This window comes from Aurantibacter sp. (genome assembly GCF_039941195.1).
Classification (GTDB): domain Bacteria; phylum Bacteroidota; class Bacteroidia; order Flavobacteriales; family Flavobacteriaceae; genus Aurantibacter_A.
The window spans coordinates 14,935-32,813 of sequence record NZ_JBDVFA010000001.1 but is presented as its reverse complement, the minus strand read 5'-3'; the positions used below and the strand labels follow the sequence as shown (position 1 = coordinate 32,813).

Annotated in this window: 16 protein-coding genes; 7 read left to right on the top strand and 9 right to left on the bottom strand. The window is 33.5% G+C overall.

What is annotated here, in order from left to right:
• From ABJF52_RS00155 to ABJF52_RS00130, 6 genes are all read left to right on the top strand, one after another.
• Nucleotides 1-341 (top strand): carboxymuconolactone decarboxylase family protein (locus tag ABJF52_RS00155; protein ID WP_348144522.1); only part of this gene is annotated, 341 nt, incomplete at its 5' end.
• A 25-nt stretch (nt 342-366) separates the two neighbouring features.
• A complete protein-coding gene (locus ABJF52_RS00150; RefSeq protein WP_348144519.1) occupies nt 367-744 on the top strand; it encodes a cupredoxin domain-containing protein in 378 nt (125 codons plus the stop codon).
• 202 nt (nt 745-946) lie between these two features.
• On the top strand, nt 947-2,191 hold the full coding sequence (locus tag ABJF52_RS00145) for an HlyD family secretion protein (protein WP_348144516.1): 1,245 nt from the start codon (nt 947-949) through the stop codon (nt 2,189-2,191).
• A 5-nt stretch (nt 2,192-2,196) separates the two neighbouring features.
• Nucleotides 2,197-3,573, top strand: coding sequence for an ABC transporter permease (locus ABJF52_RS00140; protein ID WP_348144513.1), 1,377 nt, complete (start codon nt 2,197-2,199; stop codon nt 3,571-3,573).
• A gap of 43 nt (nt 3,574-3,616) precedes the next feature.
• The gene (locus ABJF52_RS00135; RefSeq protein ID WP_348144510.1) at nt 3,617-5,077 is read left to right on the top strand and encodes a TolC family protein; all 1,461 of its coding nucleotides are present in this window, start codon (nt 3,617-3,619) and stop codon (nt 5,075-5,077) included.
• Between the two features lie 131 nt (nt 5,078-5,208).
• The gene (locus ABJF52_RS00130) at nt 5,209-5,664 is read left to right on the top strand and encodes a small multi-drug export protein (protein WP_348144507.1); all 456 of its coding nucleotides are present in this window, start codon (nt 5,209-5,211) and stop codon (nt 5,662-5,664) included.
• A 17-nt stretch (nt 5,665-5,681) separates the two neighbouring features.
• Here the strand turns inward: ABJF52_RS00130 and dinB are convergent, their stop codons facing one another.
• Nucleotides 5,682-6,782 (bottom strand): DNA polymerase IV, encoded by a 1,101-nt coding sequence (gene dinB, locus ABJF52_RS00125; protein ID WP_348144505.1) that lies wholly within the window; start codon nt 6,780-6,782, stop codon nt 5,682-5,684.
• Nucleotides 6,783-6,815: 33 nt separating this feature from the next.
• Between dinB and ABJF52_RS00120 the strand changes: the two genes are divergently transcribed.
• Nucleotides 6,816-7,283 (top strand): CYTH domain-containing protein, encoded by a 468-nt coding sequence (locus tag ABJF52_RS00120; RefSeq protein WP_348144503.1) that lies wholly within the window; start codon nt 6,816-6,818, stop codon nt 7,281-7,283.
• 15 nt (nt 7,284-7,298) lie between these two features.
• Here the strand turns inward: ABJF52_RS00120 and ABJF52_RS00115 are convergent, their stop codons facing one another.
• From ABJF52_RS00115 to ABJF52_RS00080, 8 genes are all read right to left on the bottom strand, one after another.
• Nucleotides 7,299-7,907 carry a TetR/AcrR family transcriptional regulator gene (locus ABJF52_RS00115; RefSeq protein WP_348144500.1) on the bottom strand — a complete coding sequence of 203 codons (609 nt, stop codon included), beginning with the start codon at nt 7,905-7,907 and terminating at the stop codon, nt 7,299-7,301.
• A 13-nt stretch (nt 7,908-7,920) separates the two neighbouring features.
• A complete protein-coding gene (locus tag ABJF52_RS00110; RefSeq protein ID WP_348144497.1) occupies nt 7,921-9,285 on the bottom strand; it encodes a TolC family protein in 1,365 nt (454 codons plus the stop codon).
• A gap of 46 nt (nt 9,286-9,331) precedes the next feature.
• The gene (locus ABJF52_RS00105; RefSeq protein WP_348144494.1) at nt 9,332-12,478 is read right to left on the bottom strand and encodes an efflux RND transporter permease subunit; all 3,147 of its coding nucleotides are present in this window, start codon (nt 12,476-12,478) and stop codon (nt 9,332-9,334) included.
• Between the two features lie 37 nt (nt 12,479-12,515).
• A complete protein-coding gene (locus tag ABJF52_RS00100; protein ID WP_348144491.1) occupies nt 12,516-13,601 on the bottom strand; it encodes an efflux RND transporter periplasmic adaptor subunit in 1,086 nt (361 codons plus the stop codon).
• A 101-nt stretch (nt 13,602-13,702) separates the two neighbouring features.
• Nucleotides 13,703-14,185, bottom strand: coding sequence for a helix-turn-helix domain-containing protein (locus ABJF52_RS00095; RefSeq protein WP_348144488.1), 483 nt, complete (start codon nt 14,183-14,185; stop codon nt 13,703-13,705).
• 251 nt (nt 14,186-14,436) lie between these two features.
• On the bottom strand, nt 14,437-14,832 hold the full coding sequence (locus tag ABJF52_RS00090) for a hypothetical protein (protein WP_348144486.1): 396 nt from the start codon (nt 14,830-14,832) through the stop codon (nt 14,437-14,439).
• Nucleotides 14,833-14,840: 8 nt separating this feature from the next.
• Complete coding sequence (gene pheS, locus ABJF52_RS00085) at nt 14,841-15,860, bottom strand: phenylalanine--tRNA ligase subunit alpha (RefSeq protein WP_348144482.1); 1,020 nt, start codon at nt 15,858-15,860, stop codon at nt 14,841-14,843.
• Between the two features lie 117 nt (nt 15,861-15,977).
• Complete coding sequence (locus ABJF52_RS00080; RefSeq protein ID WP_348144479.1) at nt 15,978-17,843, bottom strand: SulP family inorganic anion transporter; 1,866 nt, start codon at nt 17,841-17,843, stop codon at nt 15,978-15,980.
• Nucleotides 17,844-17,879: the final 36 nt, after the last annotated feature.

The window sequence follows — 17,879 nt, the reverse complement described above, 5'->3', positions numbered from 1 at the left end:
GTCAAGTTAATAACTGTTCTTATTGTTTGGCGGCCCATACGGCAATAGGTAAAATGAATGGTTTTACTGATGCAGAGATCCTTGAACTTAGATCAGGTGAAGCAAGTTTTGATGTTAAACTTGATGCGCTTGCTAAATTGGCTAAAAATATAACTGAAAACCGTGGAACAACAAGTTCTGAAGTTATTGCTGGTTTTTTTAATGCAGGGTGGACTAAAGAAAATTTGGTAGATACTATCGTTTTAGTGGGTGATAAAACAATATCAAACTATTTACATAAAACTACTGATGTGCCTGTTGATTTCCCTGAAGCACAACCATTAACAACAGTAATAGCATAATTCAAACAATTAAATAAACATAATTATGAAAAAAGTAATAGCAATAGTATTCACCATAATAGGAACAATTTTAACAGTTAATGCCCAAACAGAAAATGTAAAATTGATTTCTTTAGAACAAACCCCAGGAGAATTTACCAAAAAGCAATTAACAGTTGAAGAAGGTACCTACATTTTTGAGATTTCAAATAATGAAGTAGGACATGATGTTGGCTTTGTTTTGGTTGAGAAAGGAAAGGATATAAGTAAGCCTGAGAATCATATTCAAACAGCATATGTTACTACGGTGGTTGCCAATGGTAAAACGCAAAAATCGAAGCCAACAACTTTATCCAAAGGTGAATATGTTTATTTCTGTCCTATGAATCCTACTGCAACAGATAATACGTTAATAGTTCAATAGTTTTTAATATAATTTATTGCTGGGCCTTTACATTTCTATATGATATGTAAAGGCCCTTTTTATGTATAAAAACGAAAATTAATTCCTAAAAATAATTTATTATCTGTACTATTTTTCCTAAAAAATTAAGAAAAAAATAACAGCCAGGTTGATTTTTGATGTAACTAATTAATTAGTTTTAAGAGATTTAAAACCAAACACCATGAATAAAAAACGACTCCTCTACATAGGAATTCCTGTTTTGGTCTTACTCTTGAGTTATTTTGTTTTTAGTTCTGATTCAGATGAAGATGTTTCCATAACAACGGCAGTAGTAAAAGGAGAATTTTTAAATGAAGTTATTATTTCTGGTGAGGCACAATCTACTAGCCTAAAGAATATTGACGGGCCATCAAATCTTCGAAAATTTAGATTGAACAATATTAAAATACAAGATTTAATACCTGAGGGTACTTTAGTTAAAGAAGGAGATTATGTTGGTAGGCTTGATCCTTCACCAGTAAATGAACAAATTATTGATGCCCGTTTAAGCTTAGAAAGTGCCGAATCAAAATACCTACAAGAACAATTGGACACCACTTTAACGCTCAAGCAAGAAAGGACGGCCATAAAGGATATTCAATTTAACATGGAAGAAGATAAGCTTGAGTTAAAACAATCCATATACGAGTCGCCAGTAACCATTCGGCAATTAGAAATTAAAATAGAAAGGGCTGAACGTGATTTAAAAGAAAAAAGGGAAGACTATTTTATTAAAAAAAGAAAGGCAGTTGCTAAAATGGTTGAGGTGGGCACCGAGGTTTCTAAAATACAAACAAAATTAAATGACCTTATGGCACTACAGGCTTCATTTACAATTCATTCTGATGCTAGTGGAATGGTTACTTATGCAAAAAACTGGAACGGTACCAAAAAGAAAGTTGGATCTGATATTAATGCATGGGATTTGACCATTGCAACGCTTCCTGATTTAACAAAAATGGAATCGAAAACATATTCAAATGAAGTTGATGTACGAAAAATTGATAAAGATCAAAAAGTAACTGTTGGCTTTGATGCTTTTCCTGATATTACAATGGAAGGTGTTGTTACTAGTGTTGCTAATGTAGGTGAAAATAAAAGGGGGTCAGATATTAAGTTGTTTCAGGTGTTGATTAAACTTAATGAATCTAATTCGAGTATACGCCCAGGAATGACAACATCGAACCGAATCTTAATACAAAAAGAAGAAGACGTTTTAATGATTCCTTTAGAAGCTGTTTTTTCTAAAGATTCTATCAGTTACGTTTATACCGATTCCGGATTCTCAGTCGATAAAAAACAGGTAGAACTAGGTGATTCAAATGAAGATGTTATCATCGTTAAAAAGGGATTATCTGAAAAAGATATCGTTTATCTAAGTAAACCTGAAGGCCAAGAGGATAAAAGAATAGCTCAGTTAAAATAAGCTGTATGGCCAATAAAATTCTTTTAGAAACTATAATCTCTAACCTTTCTGAAGCTGTACGCGTAATAAAGGCTAATAAAATTCGAACCTTTTTGACTGCGCTTGGAATTATATTTGGAGTTGCTGCAGTTATTACAATGCTAGCCATAGGTAAAGGAGCCGAACAAGAAATTTTAGCACAACTCGATTTGGTCGGTGTAAATAATATTGTTGTTACCCCAATACCTGATGAAGTCGAAGCGAATAATTCTGAGGCCGAGGAAGATGATAGTGGTGCTGCTGAAACTATTCGATTTTCTAAGGGCTTGGACCTTTTAGACGTCACCAGTATAAAAAATAATATTCCAACAGTTAAAATGCTCAGTCCTGAGATTATTTTAGAAACCTATATGATTAATAAAGGGAGGCAAAGCTCCGTACGTTTAATTGGAGTTACAAATTCTTTTTTTCAGACTTCAAATGTTCATATTGGCCAAGGTGAGAATTTTACTGATATACAAACAACTAGTGCCCTACCAGTTTGTATTATCGGAGAAAAGGTTGAAAAGAAACTATTTACTGGTGAAAGTGCAATTGGTAAACATATTAAAGTAAAAGATGTTTGGCTCAAGGTAATAGGTATTATTGAAGAAAAATTAATATCAGAAACTGCTCAAGAAAATTTAGGAATTCGAGATTTGAATCAAGACATCTATATTCCAATAAAGACATTTTTGGTTCGCTATAAAGATCGCAAGATTATTAGCGACGAACCTATCGATTTTGGTAGCGGTATGGTGGTGATAAGTAGTGGTAATAATGGCCCAAAAAAAAGATTGCCAAGGGGTAATTATCACCAAATTGATAAACTTACGATACAAGTCAATAATTCAAATGAATTAAAATCTACCGCTGAAGTCGTAAGTAAAATGCTTAAAAGAAAACACAACGGAATGCTAGATTTTGAAATTACCATTCCCATCAATCTATTAAAACAACAACAAAAAACAAAGCAGATATTTAATATTGTTTTAAGTATAATAGCAGGAATCTCTTTGCTGATTGGTGGTATAGGTATCATGAATATTATGTTAGCCTCCATTTTGGAACGAACCAAGGAAATTGGTATTATGAAGGCAATTGGAGCTACCAAACAAGATATTATTTTACAGTTTTTATCTGAGTCAATCTTAATAAGTTTAAGTGGCGGAATTATTGGTTGCATTTTAGGAATTGTTGCCTCCTATATTTTAGAGTTTGCTACTGATATTGAAACAATAGTTTCTGTAAGCTCTATATTGCTTTCTTTTTTTGTTGCGACTTTTATCGGACTCATTTTTGGTGTTTTACCAGCCAAGTCAGCAGCGAATAAAAATCCAATAGAGGCTATACGACATGAATAACATAGGTAAGCAATTCGATATTTTGAACTGATAAAAAGACCAAATGAGAAGATTTTTATTTTTCCTTTTCCTGATTTTTAATGTCGTTAGTTATGGACAATCACAAAAAATAAAATTAATAGAAGCTATTAAAATTGCTCAGAAAAATTCTCCGGAATATGTTAGGGCTGTAAATACATATCGATCAGGTTATTGGAGATATAGAAATTATCAAGCAGATTTTTTACCACAATTAAGTTTAGCAGCAACTCTGCCTGAATATTCAAATTCTATAACTAAAATAACAAACGACCAGGGACAAGATATTTTTGTCAATCAAAATCAATCCGCGATTGACGCGCGATTGATACTTGAACAAAAAGTGCCTTTTACAGGAGGAGCTTTTTCAGTTAATAGTCGTATTGATCGTGTAGACCGATTTGGCACGCAAGATGTTACAAATTATTCATTGGTACCATTCTCAATTAACTATTTTCAAAATTCATTATTCTATAACCCATATAAATGGCAGCGTAAAATAGAGCCGTTGCGATACGAAGAATCTAAACGTAATATTATTGAAGATATGGAAGATATCTCACTAACCACCTGTATGCTTTATTTTGGTTTGTTAAAGGCTCAGGTTACTTTGGATATTGCCAAGAAAAATTTATCTAATCAAGATACTTTACTCCAAATTACCGAAGGTCGATTTAAAATAGGAAAGATTGCCGAAAACGAATTACTTCAAATAGAATTAAGTCATTTGATATCTCAAAATAATGTTACCACCAATACAATTTTACTTAAAAAAACATCACAAGATTTAGCTAGATACCTTGAACTGGAGACTGAATCTATTGAATTGGAGGTGCCAGAGAAACTAGAGGAATTTGTGGTTAGCTTGGATAAAGCCTTGGATGAAGCTCAGACAAACAGACAGTCGGTTATTGCGTTTAGACGTAGAAGGTTAGAAGCAGAGCAGCAATTAGCTGAGGTAAAAGGTACTAATCGACTTCAAGTAAACCTACGTGCTAATTTTGGACTTAATAGAAGATCCGAAGAATATGCTACCCTATTTCAAAATTATGACCAACAACAAAATGTCTCATTATCATTGGGTCTTCCAATTTTTGATTGGGGAGTTACTAAATCTAGAAGAAAGATGGCCGAAGCAGATTTAGATTTGGTTGAAAATGATATTGAACAAGAAAAAGAAGCTTTTGAACAAGAGATTTTCTTACACACCTTAAATTGGGCTAGTCAAAGAGATTTTTTAGCTACTTCTGAAAAGGCTAAAGAAATTGCTCTGAAACGTTATGATATTACCAAAAAGAGGTATGTTTTAGGTAAAATTACTATTACTGATTTAAACATTGCACAATCAGAAAAAGATAAAGCAGTAGTGGACTACCTAAATTCATTAGAAAAATTCTGGGTAGATTATTATACACTAAGAAAATTGACACTTTATGATTTTAAGGAAGATGAAAAAATCACTATTGAAGATATTGTTTTTGATTAGAGTTTCTACTTCTTATTATATTCCTTCTTTTACTTCCAAAAGTTGAAGTAATATTTAATTCTTTTTTAAGGATCAAAATATACGGTTTGATGAATTAGAACGTTAATTTTGCACTCTTAAAAAACGAAGCTTTGATTTTAGATTTCATAGTAGCAATTCTTTGGAGTTTGTCGCCCTTTGGCGAAGCTAAGGTAGGCATCCCCTATGGTATGCTTAAAGGACTTAATGTCTATTGGGTTTTTGTATTGTGTTTCTTTGCTAATGTCTTAGTTTTTCCAATTATGATGTTTTTTTTAGAAAAAATAAACATCTATTTTACGCGATGGACATTCTATAAAAAATCCGCGCTATATGTTGCTAGAAAAGCAAAAACGGGATCTGGAGATAAAATTAAAAAATACGGCTTTTTTGGTTTAGTATTATTTGTAATGATTCCGTTACCTGGAACTGGAGTTTATGCTGGAAGTATAGCGACTTATCTTTTTAAAATTGAAAGACAGAAAGCTTTTTGGGCAAATACACTAGGTATTTTTATTTCATCTGCGATAGTTTGGTCGGCTACCATGGCATCGATGAAGGCAATGTAATTTAAAGCTGTTTCATTTTATAATTCAAACTTTAATTGTACAGAAACGCTATCGGCTTTAGACGCAACTTTCTTTTTTTCGGTATTTAAATTCGCTAAAGAAATACCTAATAAACGAACAGAATTTTGAAGTTGTTCTTGGTATAGGAGTTCTTTTGCAGTTTCTAAGATTAGTGCTTTATTTGAAACAAAATAGGGTAGAGTTTTACTTCGTGTGTTTAATGTAAAGTCACTGTATTTTATTTTCAGTGTAATGGTCTTACCTGAAATTTTCGATTTTAACAACCTTCGTTCTAATTCTTCGGCTATTTGCTCTAAACGATCAAGCATAAAAATCTCGCTACTCAAATTCTCACTAAAGGTCCTTTCAGCACCAACAGATTTAGGAATTCGATGTGGTTTTACCTCACTATTATGTATTCCTCTAACCACATGATAATAGTATTTACCACTTTTCCCAAAGTGTTCATCAAGGAATTCTATGGGCTTTTCTTTTAAATCTTTTCCTGTAAAAATTCCCAATTTGTACATTTTTTGAGCAGTTACTTTTCCTACTCCATAAAATTTTCTGATATCCAAAACTTCAAGAAACTCTAGAACTTCTTCAGGATTTACAGTTTTTTGACCATTGGGTTTGTTAAAGTCACTGGCAACTTTAGCAATAAATTTATTGATGGAAATTCCGGCAGATGCCGCTAAGCCTATCTCTTCAAATATCCGAAGTCGAATTTCTTTTGCTATCAGTGAAGCTGAGGGGTTGCCTTTTTTGTTGATGGTAACATCTAAATAAGCTTCATCTAAAGAAAGGGGTTCCACTAGATCGGTATAGTCGTGAAAAATTGCTCTTATTTGTTTTGAAATTTCTTTATATCGATTATAACGTGGCTTTACAAAAATGATTTCTGGACAGTTTTTTTTAGCTAAATAACCACTCATGGCACTTCTTACCCCATATTTTCGGGCTTCATAATTGGCTGCAGAAACAACGCCTCTTTTCTCACTACCACCAACAGCTAGGGGTTTTCCTTTAAGTTCTGGATTGTCCAATTCTTCCACAGAAGCGTAGAATGCATCCATATCAACATGAATGATTTTTCGTAAAGGTAAATCCGAAATCATTTTATAAATTTATAACATCTTCTACAACAAACTATGATAGAAATAGAACGAAAATTCTTGGTTAAATCGACTGATTTTAAAAATGAAGCTACATCTCAAGAAAATATATCACAGGGTTTTTTAAATACACATCCTGAAAGAACTGTTCGTGTGAGAATAAAGGGCGATATGGGTTTTCTGACAGTTAAGGGAATTTCGAATACATCGGGTACTTCACGCTATGAATGGGAAAAAGAAATATCAGTTTCTGAAGCACAAGAATTAATGCTTTTGTGTGAAAAAGGTGTTTTAGAAAAAACAAGGTATTTAATTAATAGTGGTGCTCATATTTTTGAAGTAGATCAGTTTTATGGAGAAAATGAAGGTCTTATTGTGGCTGAAATCGAACTTTTAAATGAAAATGAAGATTTTGAAAAGCCAGATTGGTTAGGTGAAGAAGTTACGGGTGATATAAAATATTACAACTCGCAATTGAGTAAAAACCCTTTTAGTAAATGGTAGAGTTTATTACATATTTTAAAATATGTCCATTAAAAAGTTATTATTTTTTAAATACTCTTCAGTAACTATTCCACGTAAATTATTAACGATAATATGTTCAACAAGCTCATTCACAGCATATTGTTCATACAAATTATCGGAAGAAAATATAATAAGCTCAAGTCGATTTAAATACAATTCGCAAAATAATTCAATGTTCGTTTCACTTCGTAAATGGCCTTTTTCTTTGGCACTTCGCAATAGACTTTTTATTATTTCATTAAGTTCTTTGGTTCTAAATTCAGCTAAAGAAGTATAAACACTTGGATAATATTTTTTTAAACCGAATATAAATGACGGACTGAATGATTTAAATGAATCTAACCCTATTCTATAGACCTCAATTATAGCTAGAATAGGATTAGTTCTTTGTTCATCAACACTTTTATTAAATTCTTTTCGAAGCTTATTAATTAGCGTAAATAGACTTTCTTGAACCAGCTCTTCTTTATTTTTGAAATGCTCATAAATCGTTTTTTTTGAAATTCCCATTTCATGAGCAAAATCATCTAGAGTAAACCGTTTACTTCCAAATCTTGTAAAATTTGAAAGAGCAAATGCTAAGAACTCTTCTTTGTCTATCATTTAAACTTTAATTTTATTGCCAACCCCCGCCAAGTGATCGATACAACTCAACTGTAGCAGATAATTGAGTAAACTTATTATCGATTAAATTAAGCTCAGCATTAAGAGAGTTTTCTCTTGCTGTTAAAAGGTCTAAATAAGTTAAATAGCCGCTGTTTAATAGCTCTTCAGAATTACTTTCTGCTCTTTTTAAAGCAACTACTTGTTTGGTGACATAGGCTTCTTTTTCAACAGAAACATTATAATCATTTAGGGCTTCTGATACTTCCTTGCCAGCCGTTAATAATGCTTTCTTAAAGCTTAATATAGCTTGTTCTTGTTGTGCTTGTGCAACTTCATAAGCAGTTTTTATTTTTCGACTATTGAAAATGGGTTGGGTAAGACCCCCTACTAAGTTTGCAAAAATAGAGTTTGAATCTATCCAATTATCAAGTTCTAAACTTTGGAAACCTCCTTGAGCTGAAAGTGTTATAGATGGGTAAAAATTACTTCTTGCCACATTGGTTAACTCAAAACTATTTACAATGCTATATTCAGCCTGCATAATATCTGGTCTATTACGCAGTAACAATGCTGGTACACCCAATTGCATTTCGTTTGTTAAACTTTGATTGTCTAGCGAACTACGTTCATATGTTTGAGGTTGTTCCCCCAACAAAATACTAAGGGTATTTTCCGTTTGATAGACTAAATTTCTAAGGTCTAATAATTGACTTTGAGCACTATATAATTGTGCAGCAGTTTGATCTACTCCGACCTGATTTGCTTGTCCCGCTTCCTTTAAAGCCGTTATGGTCTCTAAACTTTTCATTCGGTTTTCAATGGTTTCTTCGGTAACATTAATTTGTTTATCCAAAGCCAACAATTGGTAATATGTAGTAGCTATTTGCGCCACTAAATCCGTTTTAACCACTTGATGAGCGGCTACTGTCTGCAGATAACTAGCATCACTAGCTCTTTTTGTGCTTCTTATTTTCCCCCAAATATCGGCCTCCCAAGAAAGTGTTCCTGAAGCTTCAAATTGATTGAAAGGTTGCGTGAACAAACTTCCAAACTGTCCATTTTCACTATTTCTTGCAGTTCTTGTAACACTTGCTGATCCGCTTAAAGTAGGTAAATATCCTGCTTTTCCTTGCTTTACGTATGCCTCGGCTGCAGCGATATTCTGCAGCGCTATTCGAATATCCAAGTTGTTATCTAAACCTCTTTGGATATATGTTTTTAAATATGAATCTGTAAAAAGATTTTTATAGGAAACCGAAGCCAATGTAACACTATCCTGTGGTAAATTGTCTGTTCTATATAAACTCTCAATTTCAACATCGGGCCGTGTATAATTTTTCGCTACAAAACACGATTGTAGTAATAGTGGTAGCATTGCCACTAAAAAAAATTTATTTATTGCGAATTTTTGCATGATTTCTTTAGTTCTTTGATTCTTCAATTGTTACTTGTGGAGCACCTGTAATACGCTCTTGAATGGTTTGGAAAATGACATAAAGAGCTGGTATAACAAATACGCCAAATATGGTACCTATTAACATTCCACCAACAGCACTCATACCAATAGATTTATTACCTACTGCTCCAATTCCAGATGATAATGCTAAAGGCATTAATCCTAGTATAAAGGCGAATGAAGTCATTAATATTGGTCTTAACCTTGCTTTTGCACCATCTATAGCCGAATCTAGGATAGACATACCATGCTTTCTTCGTTGTAAGGCAAATTCTACTATTAGAATAGCATTTTTAGAAAGTAGACCAATAAGCATGATTAAGGCAATTTGAAAATATATGTTGTTTTCAAGACCAGCCATACTTACAAAACCAATTGCTCCGGCTATACCAACTGGTAGTGATAATAATATCGAGAACGGTAGTATGTAAGATTCATACTGGGCACTTAATAAGAAGTACACAAAAACCAAACTCAATATAAAAATGATTATCGTTTGACTACCTGCACTGTTTTCTTCTTTTGTTAATCCAGAATACTCATAAGTGTAATTGTTTGGTAATACTTCTGCTGTAACTTCTTCTATGGCTTTAATGGCATCACCAGTGGAATAACCAGGATTCATAGCTCCGTTTATTTTAACAGAACTCAAAAGGTTAAATCTACTAACTACTTCAGGGCCATAAATTTTCTTTAATGAAACAAATTGAGAAACAGCCACCGACTCACCATTTCCATTGGTTACGAAAATATGATTTAATGAATTTTCATCTGCTCTGTCTTCAGGTTTAGCCTGAATCATTACTCGGTACTGTTTACCAAACTTATTAAAATCAGTAGTATACAAGCCACCATAATATCCTTGCATTGCGCTAAAAACATCAGTAACAGCTAAACCAGCCATCTTTGTTTTTTCAATATCTACTTCTAGCTCATATTGCGGGAAATTTGCATTGAAATTAGTAATAGCATACTGTACTTCTGGTCTTGCATTTATTGCCCCTAAAAACTCATTAGTTACTTTATTTATGGTCTGCCAATCATCAGCATCTTTGCTCTGTAGATTCATTTCAAAACCAGTAGAGTTACCGAACCCTCGTACACTTGGCGGCGTGAAAAAGAATATTTTTGCATCTTTTAATCCCGCTGTTTTTGCGAACAAGCTTCCTACTACTTCTTGTACAGATTCACCTTCTCCTTCTCGCTCACTCCAATCTTTAAGTCTTATTACTGAGAATGCATATGAACCACCGTTTACACTATTTAAAATACTAAATCCGGTAATGTTCATTCTAGCTTGTATAATATCCATAGATTGATAGATAGAGTCAAGTTTCTTAACTGTTTTTTGGGTTTGCTCTAATGTTGTACCAGGAGGCATTGTAACATCGGCAAATACAATTGCCTTATCCTCATTTGGAATAAAACCTGTTGGAGTTGAATTAAAAAGCATGTATGCGATTACTGAGAATATAACTAGGGATATTCCAGTTACCCATTTCCTTTTAGCTATGAATTTCACCGAGCCCACATATTTATCAGTCATGGCATTAAATCCAGTATTGAAGGCAGAAAAGAAACGTTTTGTAATTCCTTTCTTATGTTCTTCAGATGGGTTATGAGGCTTCAATAATAGTGCTGCTAAGGCAGGACTTAATGTTAAAGCATTTACAGCTGAAATAAGAATTGCTATAGCTAGTGTAATACCAAATTGCTGGTAAAATACCCCAGATGAACCACTTATGAATGATACTGGAATAAATACAGCAGACATTACCAAGGTGATAGAAATAATAGCACCTGATATCTCTGACATTGCAGTTTTCGTTGCTTTTTTAGCATTTGTGGAACCCTCTTCCATTTTAGCATGTACGGCCTCCACTACTACAATGGCATCATCGACAACAATACCAATGGCGAGAATCATTGCAAATAACGTTAACATATTTATGGAGTAGCCAAATAATGATAGGAAGAAGAATGTACCAACAATAGCTACTGGAACTGCGATAGCTGGAATAAGTGTGGATCTAAAATCCTGTAAGAATAAGAATACTACTAAGAACACCAATAAAAAGGCCTCTATTAAAGTTTGAACAACGTGATCTATAGATGCACTTAAGAAGTCTTTAGTATTGTATGGAATAACATAATCCAATCCTTTAGGGAAATCCAATTTACTTTCATCTAAAATGTTTTGAATTTCATCAATAATGGCATTTGCATTAGAACCAGATGTTTGAAAAATACCAACGGCAGTACCGGGTTTACCCATACCTTCATTCTTAGTACCATAATTAAATGCACCTAATTCAATTTCAGCAACATCTTTAAGTCTTAAAAATTGTCCGTTTTCTTGTGCCTTAATAATAATGTTCTCATACTCTGCTTCTTCTGAAAGTCGTCCTTTGTATTTAAGAACGTACTCATAAACGCCATCTGCGTTTTCACCAATCTTACCTGTTGCAGCCTCAAGGTTTTGTTCACTTAAGGCAGCCTGTATATCTGAAGGCATAAGCTTGTAGGCAGCCATTTTTTCTGGGCTTAACCAAATACGCATTGAATAATCTTTCGATCCAAATACCGTAACATTACCCACACCTTCAATACGCTGAAGTTTTGGCACAATATTTATTCTAGCATAATTTTCTACAAAGGTTGCGTCATACTCTTCATTATCTGAGAATAATGAGAAGAAAAGTAAGGCACTAGTTTGTGATTTTTGAGTTATAACCCCTGTCTGTACTACCGTTTGTGGTAAAACACTATTGGCTCTAGCAACCCTGTTCTGTACGTTTACTGCCGCAATATCAGGATCGGTGCCAAGTTTAAAAAAGACATTTATTGTGGATGCTCCGTCGTTACTCGCGTTAGAGGTCATATACAACATATCCTCAACTCCATTTATCTGTTCTTCTAACGGAATAACAACACTATTAAGTACCGTTTCTGCATTTGCCCCTGTATAGGTACTTGTAACCTGCACCGTTGGTGGTGCAATTTCTGGATATTCTTCTACTGGCAAGGTTGTTAAACCTAAAATACCAAGAATAACTATAATGATCGAAATCACCGTAGATAGTACGGGACGATCTATAAATCTTTGAAACATTGTTCTTTATTTATGTATTATAATGAATAACGGATAGTTAATTGGCAGGACTAATAGCCATTCCGTCTCTTAATTTTGAAACACCTTCGAGCACGATTGTAGTTCCTTCTTCTATTCCATTTTCTACAATGAATCCCTTTTGGGTAGTTGTTACAATATCTAATGGCTTAGTAGTGACAGTGTTATCTTCTTTAAGCACATATACTAATTTTTTACCTTGTAGATCAACTGTTGCTGTTTGTGGAATTTCATATGCACCTGAATATACAGTTGGAATTTTTATTTTTCCTGTGCTACCACTGCTTAACAAATTGTTTTTGTTATTAAAATCGGCCCTTGCAGTTACACTACCAGTCGTACTGTTAATTATAGTATTTATCATGGCAAGTTTACCTGGCTCACTATATTCTTCACCATTAATCATAACAAGTGTAACTGCGGGAGCTTTATCTACATCCATAGTGTTATTGTTATTTTTAGGCATACTCTCCTTAAGTTTTAATAGCTCTTTTTCGTTCATTGAAAAATATGCACGTACTTCACTAATGTCGGAAACAGTGGTTAAGGGTTGCCCCATATTAGAACTAACCAAGGCACCAATTTTAAATGGTATTTCACCAATATAACCATCAACAGGACTCGTGATTCGCGAATAATTAATATTAGAAGCTACACTCTGATAGTTTGCTTTAGCTTGTGCTAATTGTGCTTTTGCAGTTTCTAGTTGAACACTACTAATGATGTTTTTTTCAACTAATGGTTTTAATTTATCAACTTCTACCTGAGCAACATTTACAGAGGCTTTTGCGGCATTAGCATCTTGATTTAAAGTTTGTGTCTCTAATTTAAAAAGTAATTGTCCCTTTTTGATTTTTTGACCTTCTTCCACGTATACTTCTTGTACAAAACCTGAAACCTTTGGCCAGATTTCAACATTTTGTTTACCTTCTAAAGTAGTAGAAAATTCATTGTATATGGTTAAATCTTGTTTATTGAGATTAGCTACTTTTAAGCTTGGTGGTGGGGGAGCTGCAGCTCCTTGTGCTGGCTTTTCTGATGTTGCAAAGCATGAACTCAAAAGAAGAGCTGTACTTAATATTCCTATAATTGATAACTTTCTCATTATTAGATGGGTGTTTATTGGTTTTATAATACTTTATTTAATTGTTAAGGTTTTGTTAATTCAGAATGTTCGGTTTAAAACGAACTAATCTGACAAAAAAATTATTTTTGTTGTTTTTCTAATGCTTCAATAGTTGTTTTAAGGATAGTAGTCATATCACTAACACATTTGGTATAAACTTCTCTCTTATTTGTATTTTCGAAGTGTTTTTCCGGTCTAAATTGTGCGTTATACTCAGCGACTTTCTGAAGTATTTTGCCTTCTCTTTCTAAATGTTTTAGTGAGCGATTAAGCTTTTTTAAAAAAAATATGTTCTTATCTGCTATCTCAAAGTAACGTCTGCGATCACCTGATTTGGTAAAATACTTTACAAACTCTCGCTGTAATAATAAATTTAGGGAAGTAGAAATGGAACTTTTACTAGCACCTCTTCTGTTAATACAATCTTCAAATGTAAGTCCATCCTCTTCAGTCAATACTAAACTTGCAAAGATTCTTGCCGCCAATGGAGGTAAATCATACTCGGACTCAAAATGAACTCCAAGTTCTTCTATTAATTTATTTTTTATCTCTTCTTTAGACATGATTCGTAATTTGAAGATGCAAATATATAGTTAGTTCGGTAACAAACAAACTAAAAGAACATAAATTATGTTAAATATATTTATATAAATTGAAGTATTAAAGTTTTTGTTTGTAACTTATTGTCTATCAATACTTTATTTGTAAATATTTTATAAGTCTATTTGAAAAATAAATTGTTTAGGACAGTAATAACGATAAAAACGTGTTAATTATAAGAATAAAAAGGGGTTAACATACTTTAATTCGCAAGCTATTTTGCGAATACTCCATTTTTATCTATTAGCGGAATTGGCACTAGATTATTTTTGTTGACGCTATTCTGCTCAATAACGAATCGTTTTTCAAATAGTTTGTTTTCAGCAAAAAAGGTGACGAAAAATTCATTATTTAAGGAAAGTACATCCTCTTGTAATAATTCAATTTTTTCAAAAGACTTGGCAGCTATTGTTCCAATTGCATGTCGCATTGTGGAAGTTTTTTTGTCGCCATCATACCCTTTTGATACTATTAGTACCATTTCAATAGCATCTTCACGGTTATTAAGAAGATATGCGTTCCAATCCTTAGAAAGAAATTCATCATTCCATTCTTCCACAACAGCGATGTACACCTCCTTAATTATAGGTATTTCAATATCTTTTTTCACAATTTAGGTTATAAGGCACTTTTAAATTGTTCTAAAAAGCGTAGATCATTTTCACTCAATAGACGTATATCAGATATTTGGTGTAGTAATAAGGCAATTCTATCGATACCCATACCGAAGGCAAAACCGGAATATTCTTTGGAATCAATACCACAATTGTCTAAAACATTTGGATCAACCATTCCACAACCCATAATTTCTAACCATCCGGTGCCTTTGGTCATTTTATAGTCAGTTTCGGTTTCTAATCCCCAATATACATCCACTTCTGCACTTGGCTCAGTAAAAGGAAAATAGGAAGGTCTTAATCGAATTTTCGATTTGCCAAATAGTTCGGTGGTAAAGAATTGTAAGGTTTGTTTTAAATCTGCAAAAGAAACATCTTTATCAATATACAAGCCTTCCACTTGGTGAAAAAAACAATGTGAACGAGCTGAAATAGCTTCATTTCGGTATACTCTGCCTGGAGATATAGTTCGAATTGGGGGTTTATTATTTTCCATATAACGAACTTGAACTGAAGAAGTGTGAGTTCGTAATAAAACGTCAGGGTTAGTTTGAATAAAAAAGGTGTCTTGCATGTCCCTTGCAGGATGATGCTCTGGCAAATTTAAAGCTGTAAAATTGTGCCAATCATCTTCTATTTCTGGACCTTCAGACACATTAAAACCAATGCGTGAAAAAATATCAATAATTTGATTCTTTACAATAGATATTGGATGTCTAGCGCCAATTTCAATGGCCTCTCCCGGACGCGTAAGATCTCCATAAATACTTTTTTGCTCCGTAGTTTTTTCTAATGAGTTTTTTAAAACATTTACCTTTTCTGTAGCTGCTTGTTTTAACTGATTGATAGTTTGCCCAAACTCTTTTTTTTGAGGTCCAGGAACGTTTTTAAATTCTGCAAAAAAATCATTTAACAACCCTTTCTTGCCTAAATATTTTATGCGAAATGATTCTACAGCTTCTTTAGAATCTGCTTTGAATTTTTCTACTTCAGCAATATGTTCTTTTATAGTATCAATCATGGTAATAAGCTAGTGGACAAATTTATCACTTTTCTGCCATTACTAGAAACAATTTAGCCTAATAGCGCTATAACTGCAAGCCCTATTAGGCTAAGTGCTATTATTTAGAGCGGTTTATTAGAACTCGTCTTTTATATTATTTTTAATCCATTCGAGACATTCATCAAAAGTATCGAAGATATTTTCTTCCGGAATAAGATCAGGAACAATATCCACCCTTTCCATCATGTACCTGGGTTGACGTAAAACATCAACTAATAGTACATGTATTTTTGACTTTCTCAAATCTATCAATACATCTTCTAAAGCATACAAACCAGATTGATCCATATATTGCATGCGATCCATACGGATAATTACAGTATTCGCTGTTTCTGGAATTTGTTTGGCTAGTACTTGAAAATCACTGGTAGATCCAAAGAATAATGGCCCTTTAAGGTGCTTTATGAAAACCTCTTCTCGTAAATTTTGAGGAAAATCAGATTCATCTGACCAAGCTTTTTCTTTTTCTAAACTCTTTACATCTGAACGTTCGGCTGTTAAATCTCCCATTTTTTTCATGAACATTAGGGAAGCAATTATAAGACCTATTCCTACTGCATATACTAAATTCCATACAGATGATAGTACGAGTACAACCATCATAATTAGTACCTCTGAGCTTAATTTTAAAGGCCCAAATTTGATGTCTTTTGGTAAACTTGGAATTGCTTTAAGTCCCTTGTAGTCCATAACACCAATACCAACAGTAACTAATATACCTGCAAGTACCGCGGCTGGAATTTGTGAAGCTACTGGTGCTAATGCGAGCATAATTATTAAAAGCATAATACCAGCGGTCATACCAGATAATCTTGTTTTACCGCCAGCGTTAATATTCACTACGGTTCTAATGGTGGCACCAGCACCTGGTAATCCTCCAAAAATTGCACCAATACTATTACCAATACCTTGGCCAACTAGTTCTTTATTAGGTTTGTGTTTTGTTTTAGTCATGTTATCAGCAACAACAGAAGTTAACAGCGAGTCAATAGCTCCTAGTAATGCCAAAGTGAGTGCTGTAAAAATGTATGGTGATACCGAGTTTAAGTCAAATTGTGTAAAAATCCCCAAATTTGGTACTGGAAATCCACTTGGGATTTCATCAATTGGACGATAATCAAGACCAAAACCATAGGCAACACCTGATACAGCAGCCAGTGCAACGAGCGTACTGGGTATAGCAGTAGTGATACGTTTAAAACCATAAATAATAAAAATCGTTGCTAATGCTAAAGCAAGTTCCAACCAATTAATATTCTTTAAAGCACGTGGTAAAACCTTAATAGCACCAATAACACCCGATGCTTCTGTATTGGCTAAGGTTTTAGCTTCTTTAAGCATATCTTCCTCGGTAATATCTTTAGCCCGCCTTATGGTTTCTTCAAAATTTTCTAAAACCAAAATACCTTCTCCTGCTTCTTCTTTCAATATATTATCGAGAATTATCTCTTCTGCCTGCGGTTTAAATTGATTTACGAACTCTAAATCTTCCTTTGGATAATAACCAACTGCAGGTAAAATTTGAGTCACAAGTATTATAACACCTATTGCTGTCATAAAGCCTGAAACCACTGGATATGGAATATATCTTATATATTTTCCAATGCCTAATAAACCAAGGCCGATTTGCATTAACCCGGCTAAAAAGAAAACTATTAATATAGCGGGTAAAGCCTTTTCAACATTTCCATCGTTAATTGCTATGATTCCTGCAATTACCACCATGCTAACTGCTGTCATTGGTGCAGTAGGACCAGAAATTTGAGTATTCGTACCTCCAAACATGGCAGCGAAAAAACTTACGAATATTGCTCCATATAGTCCAGCACTTGGGCCTAGTCCCGAACTAACCCCAAATGCAAGCGCAAGTGGTAGTGCAACAATTCCAGCGGTTATTCCGCCAAATAAATCGCCTTTAAAGTTTGAAAATAAACTGCTCATAATTGGTTATAGATTTTGTTTTTTGAAGATAACGAT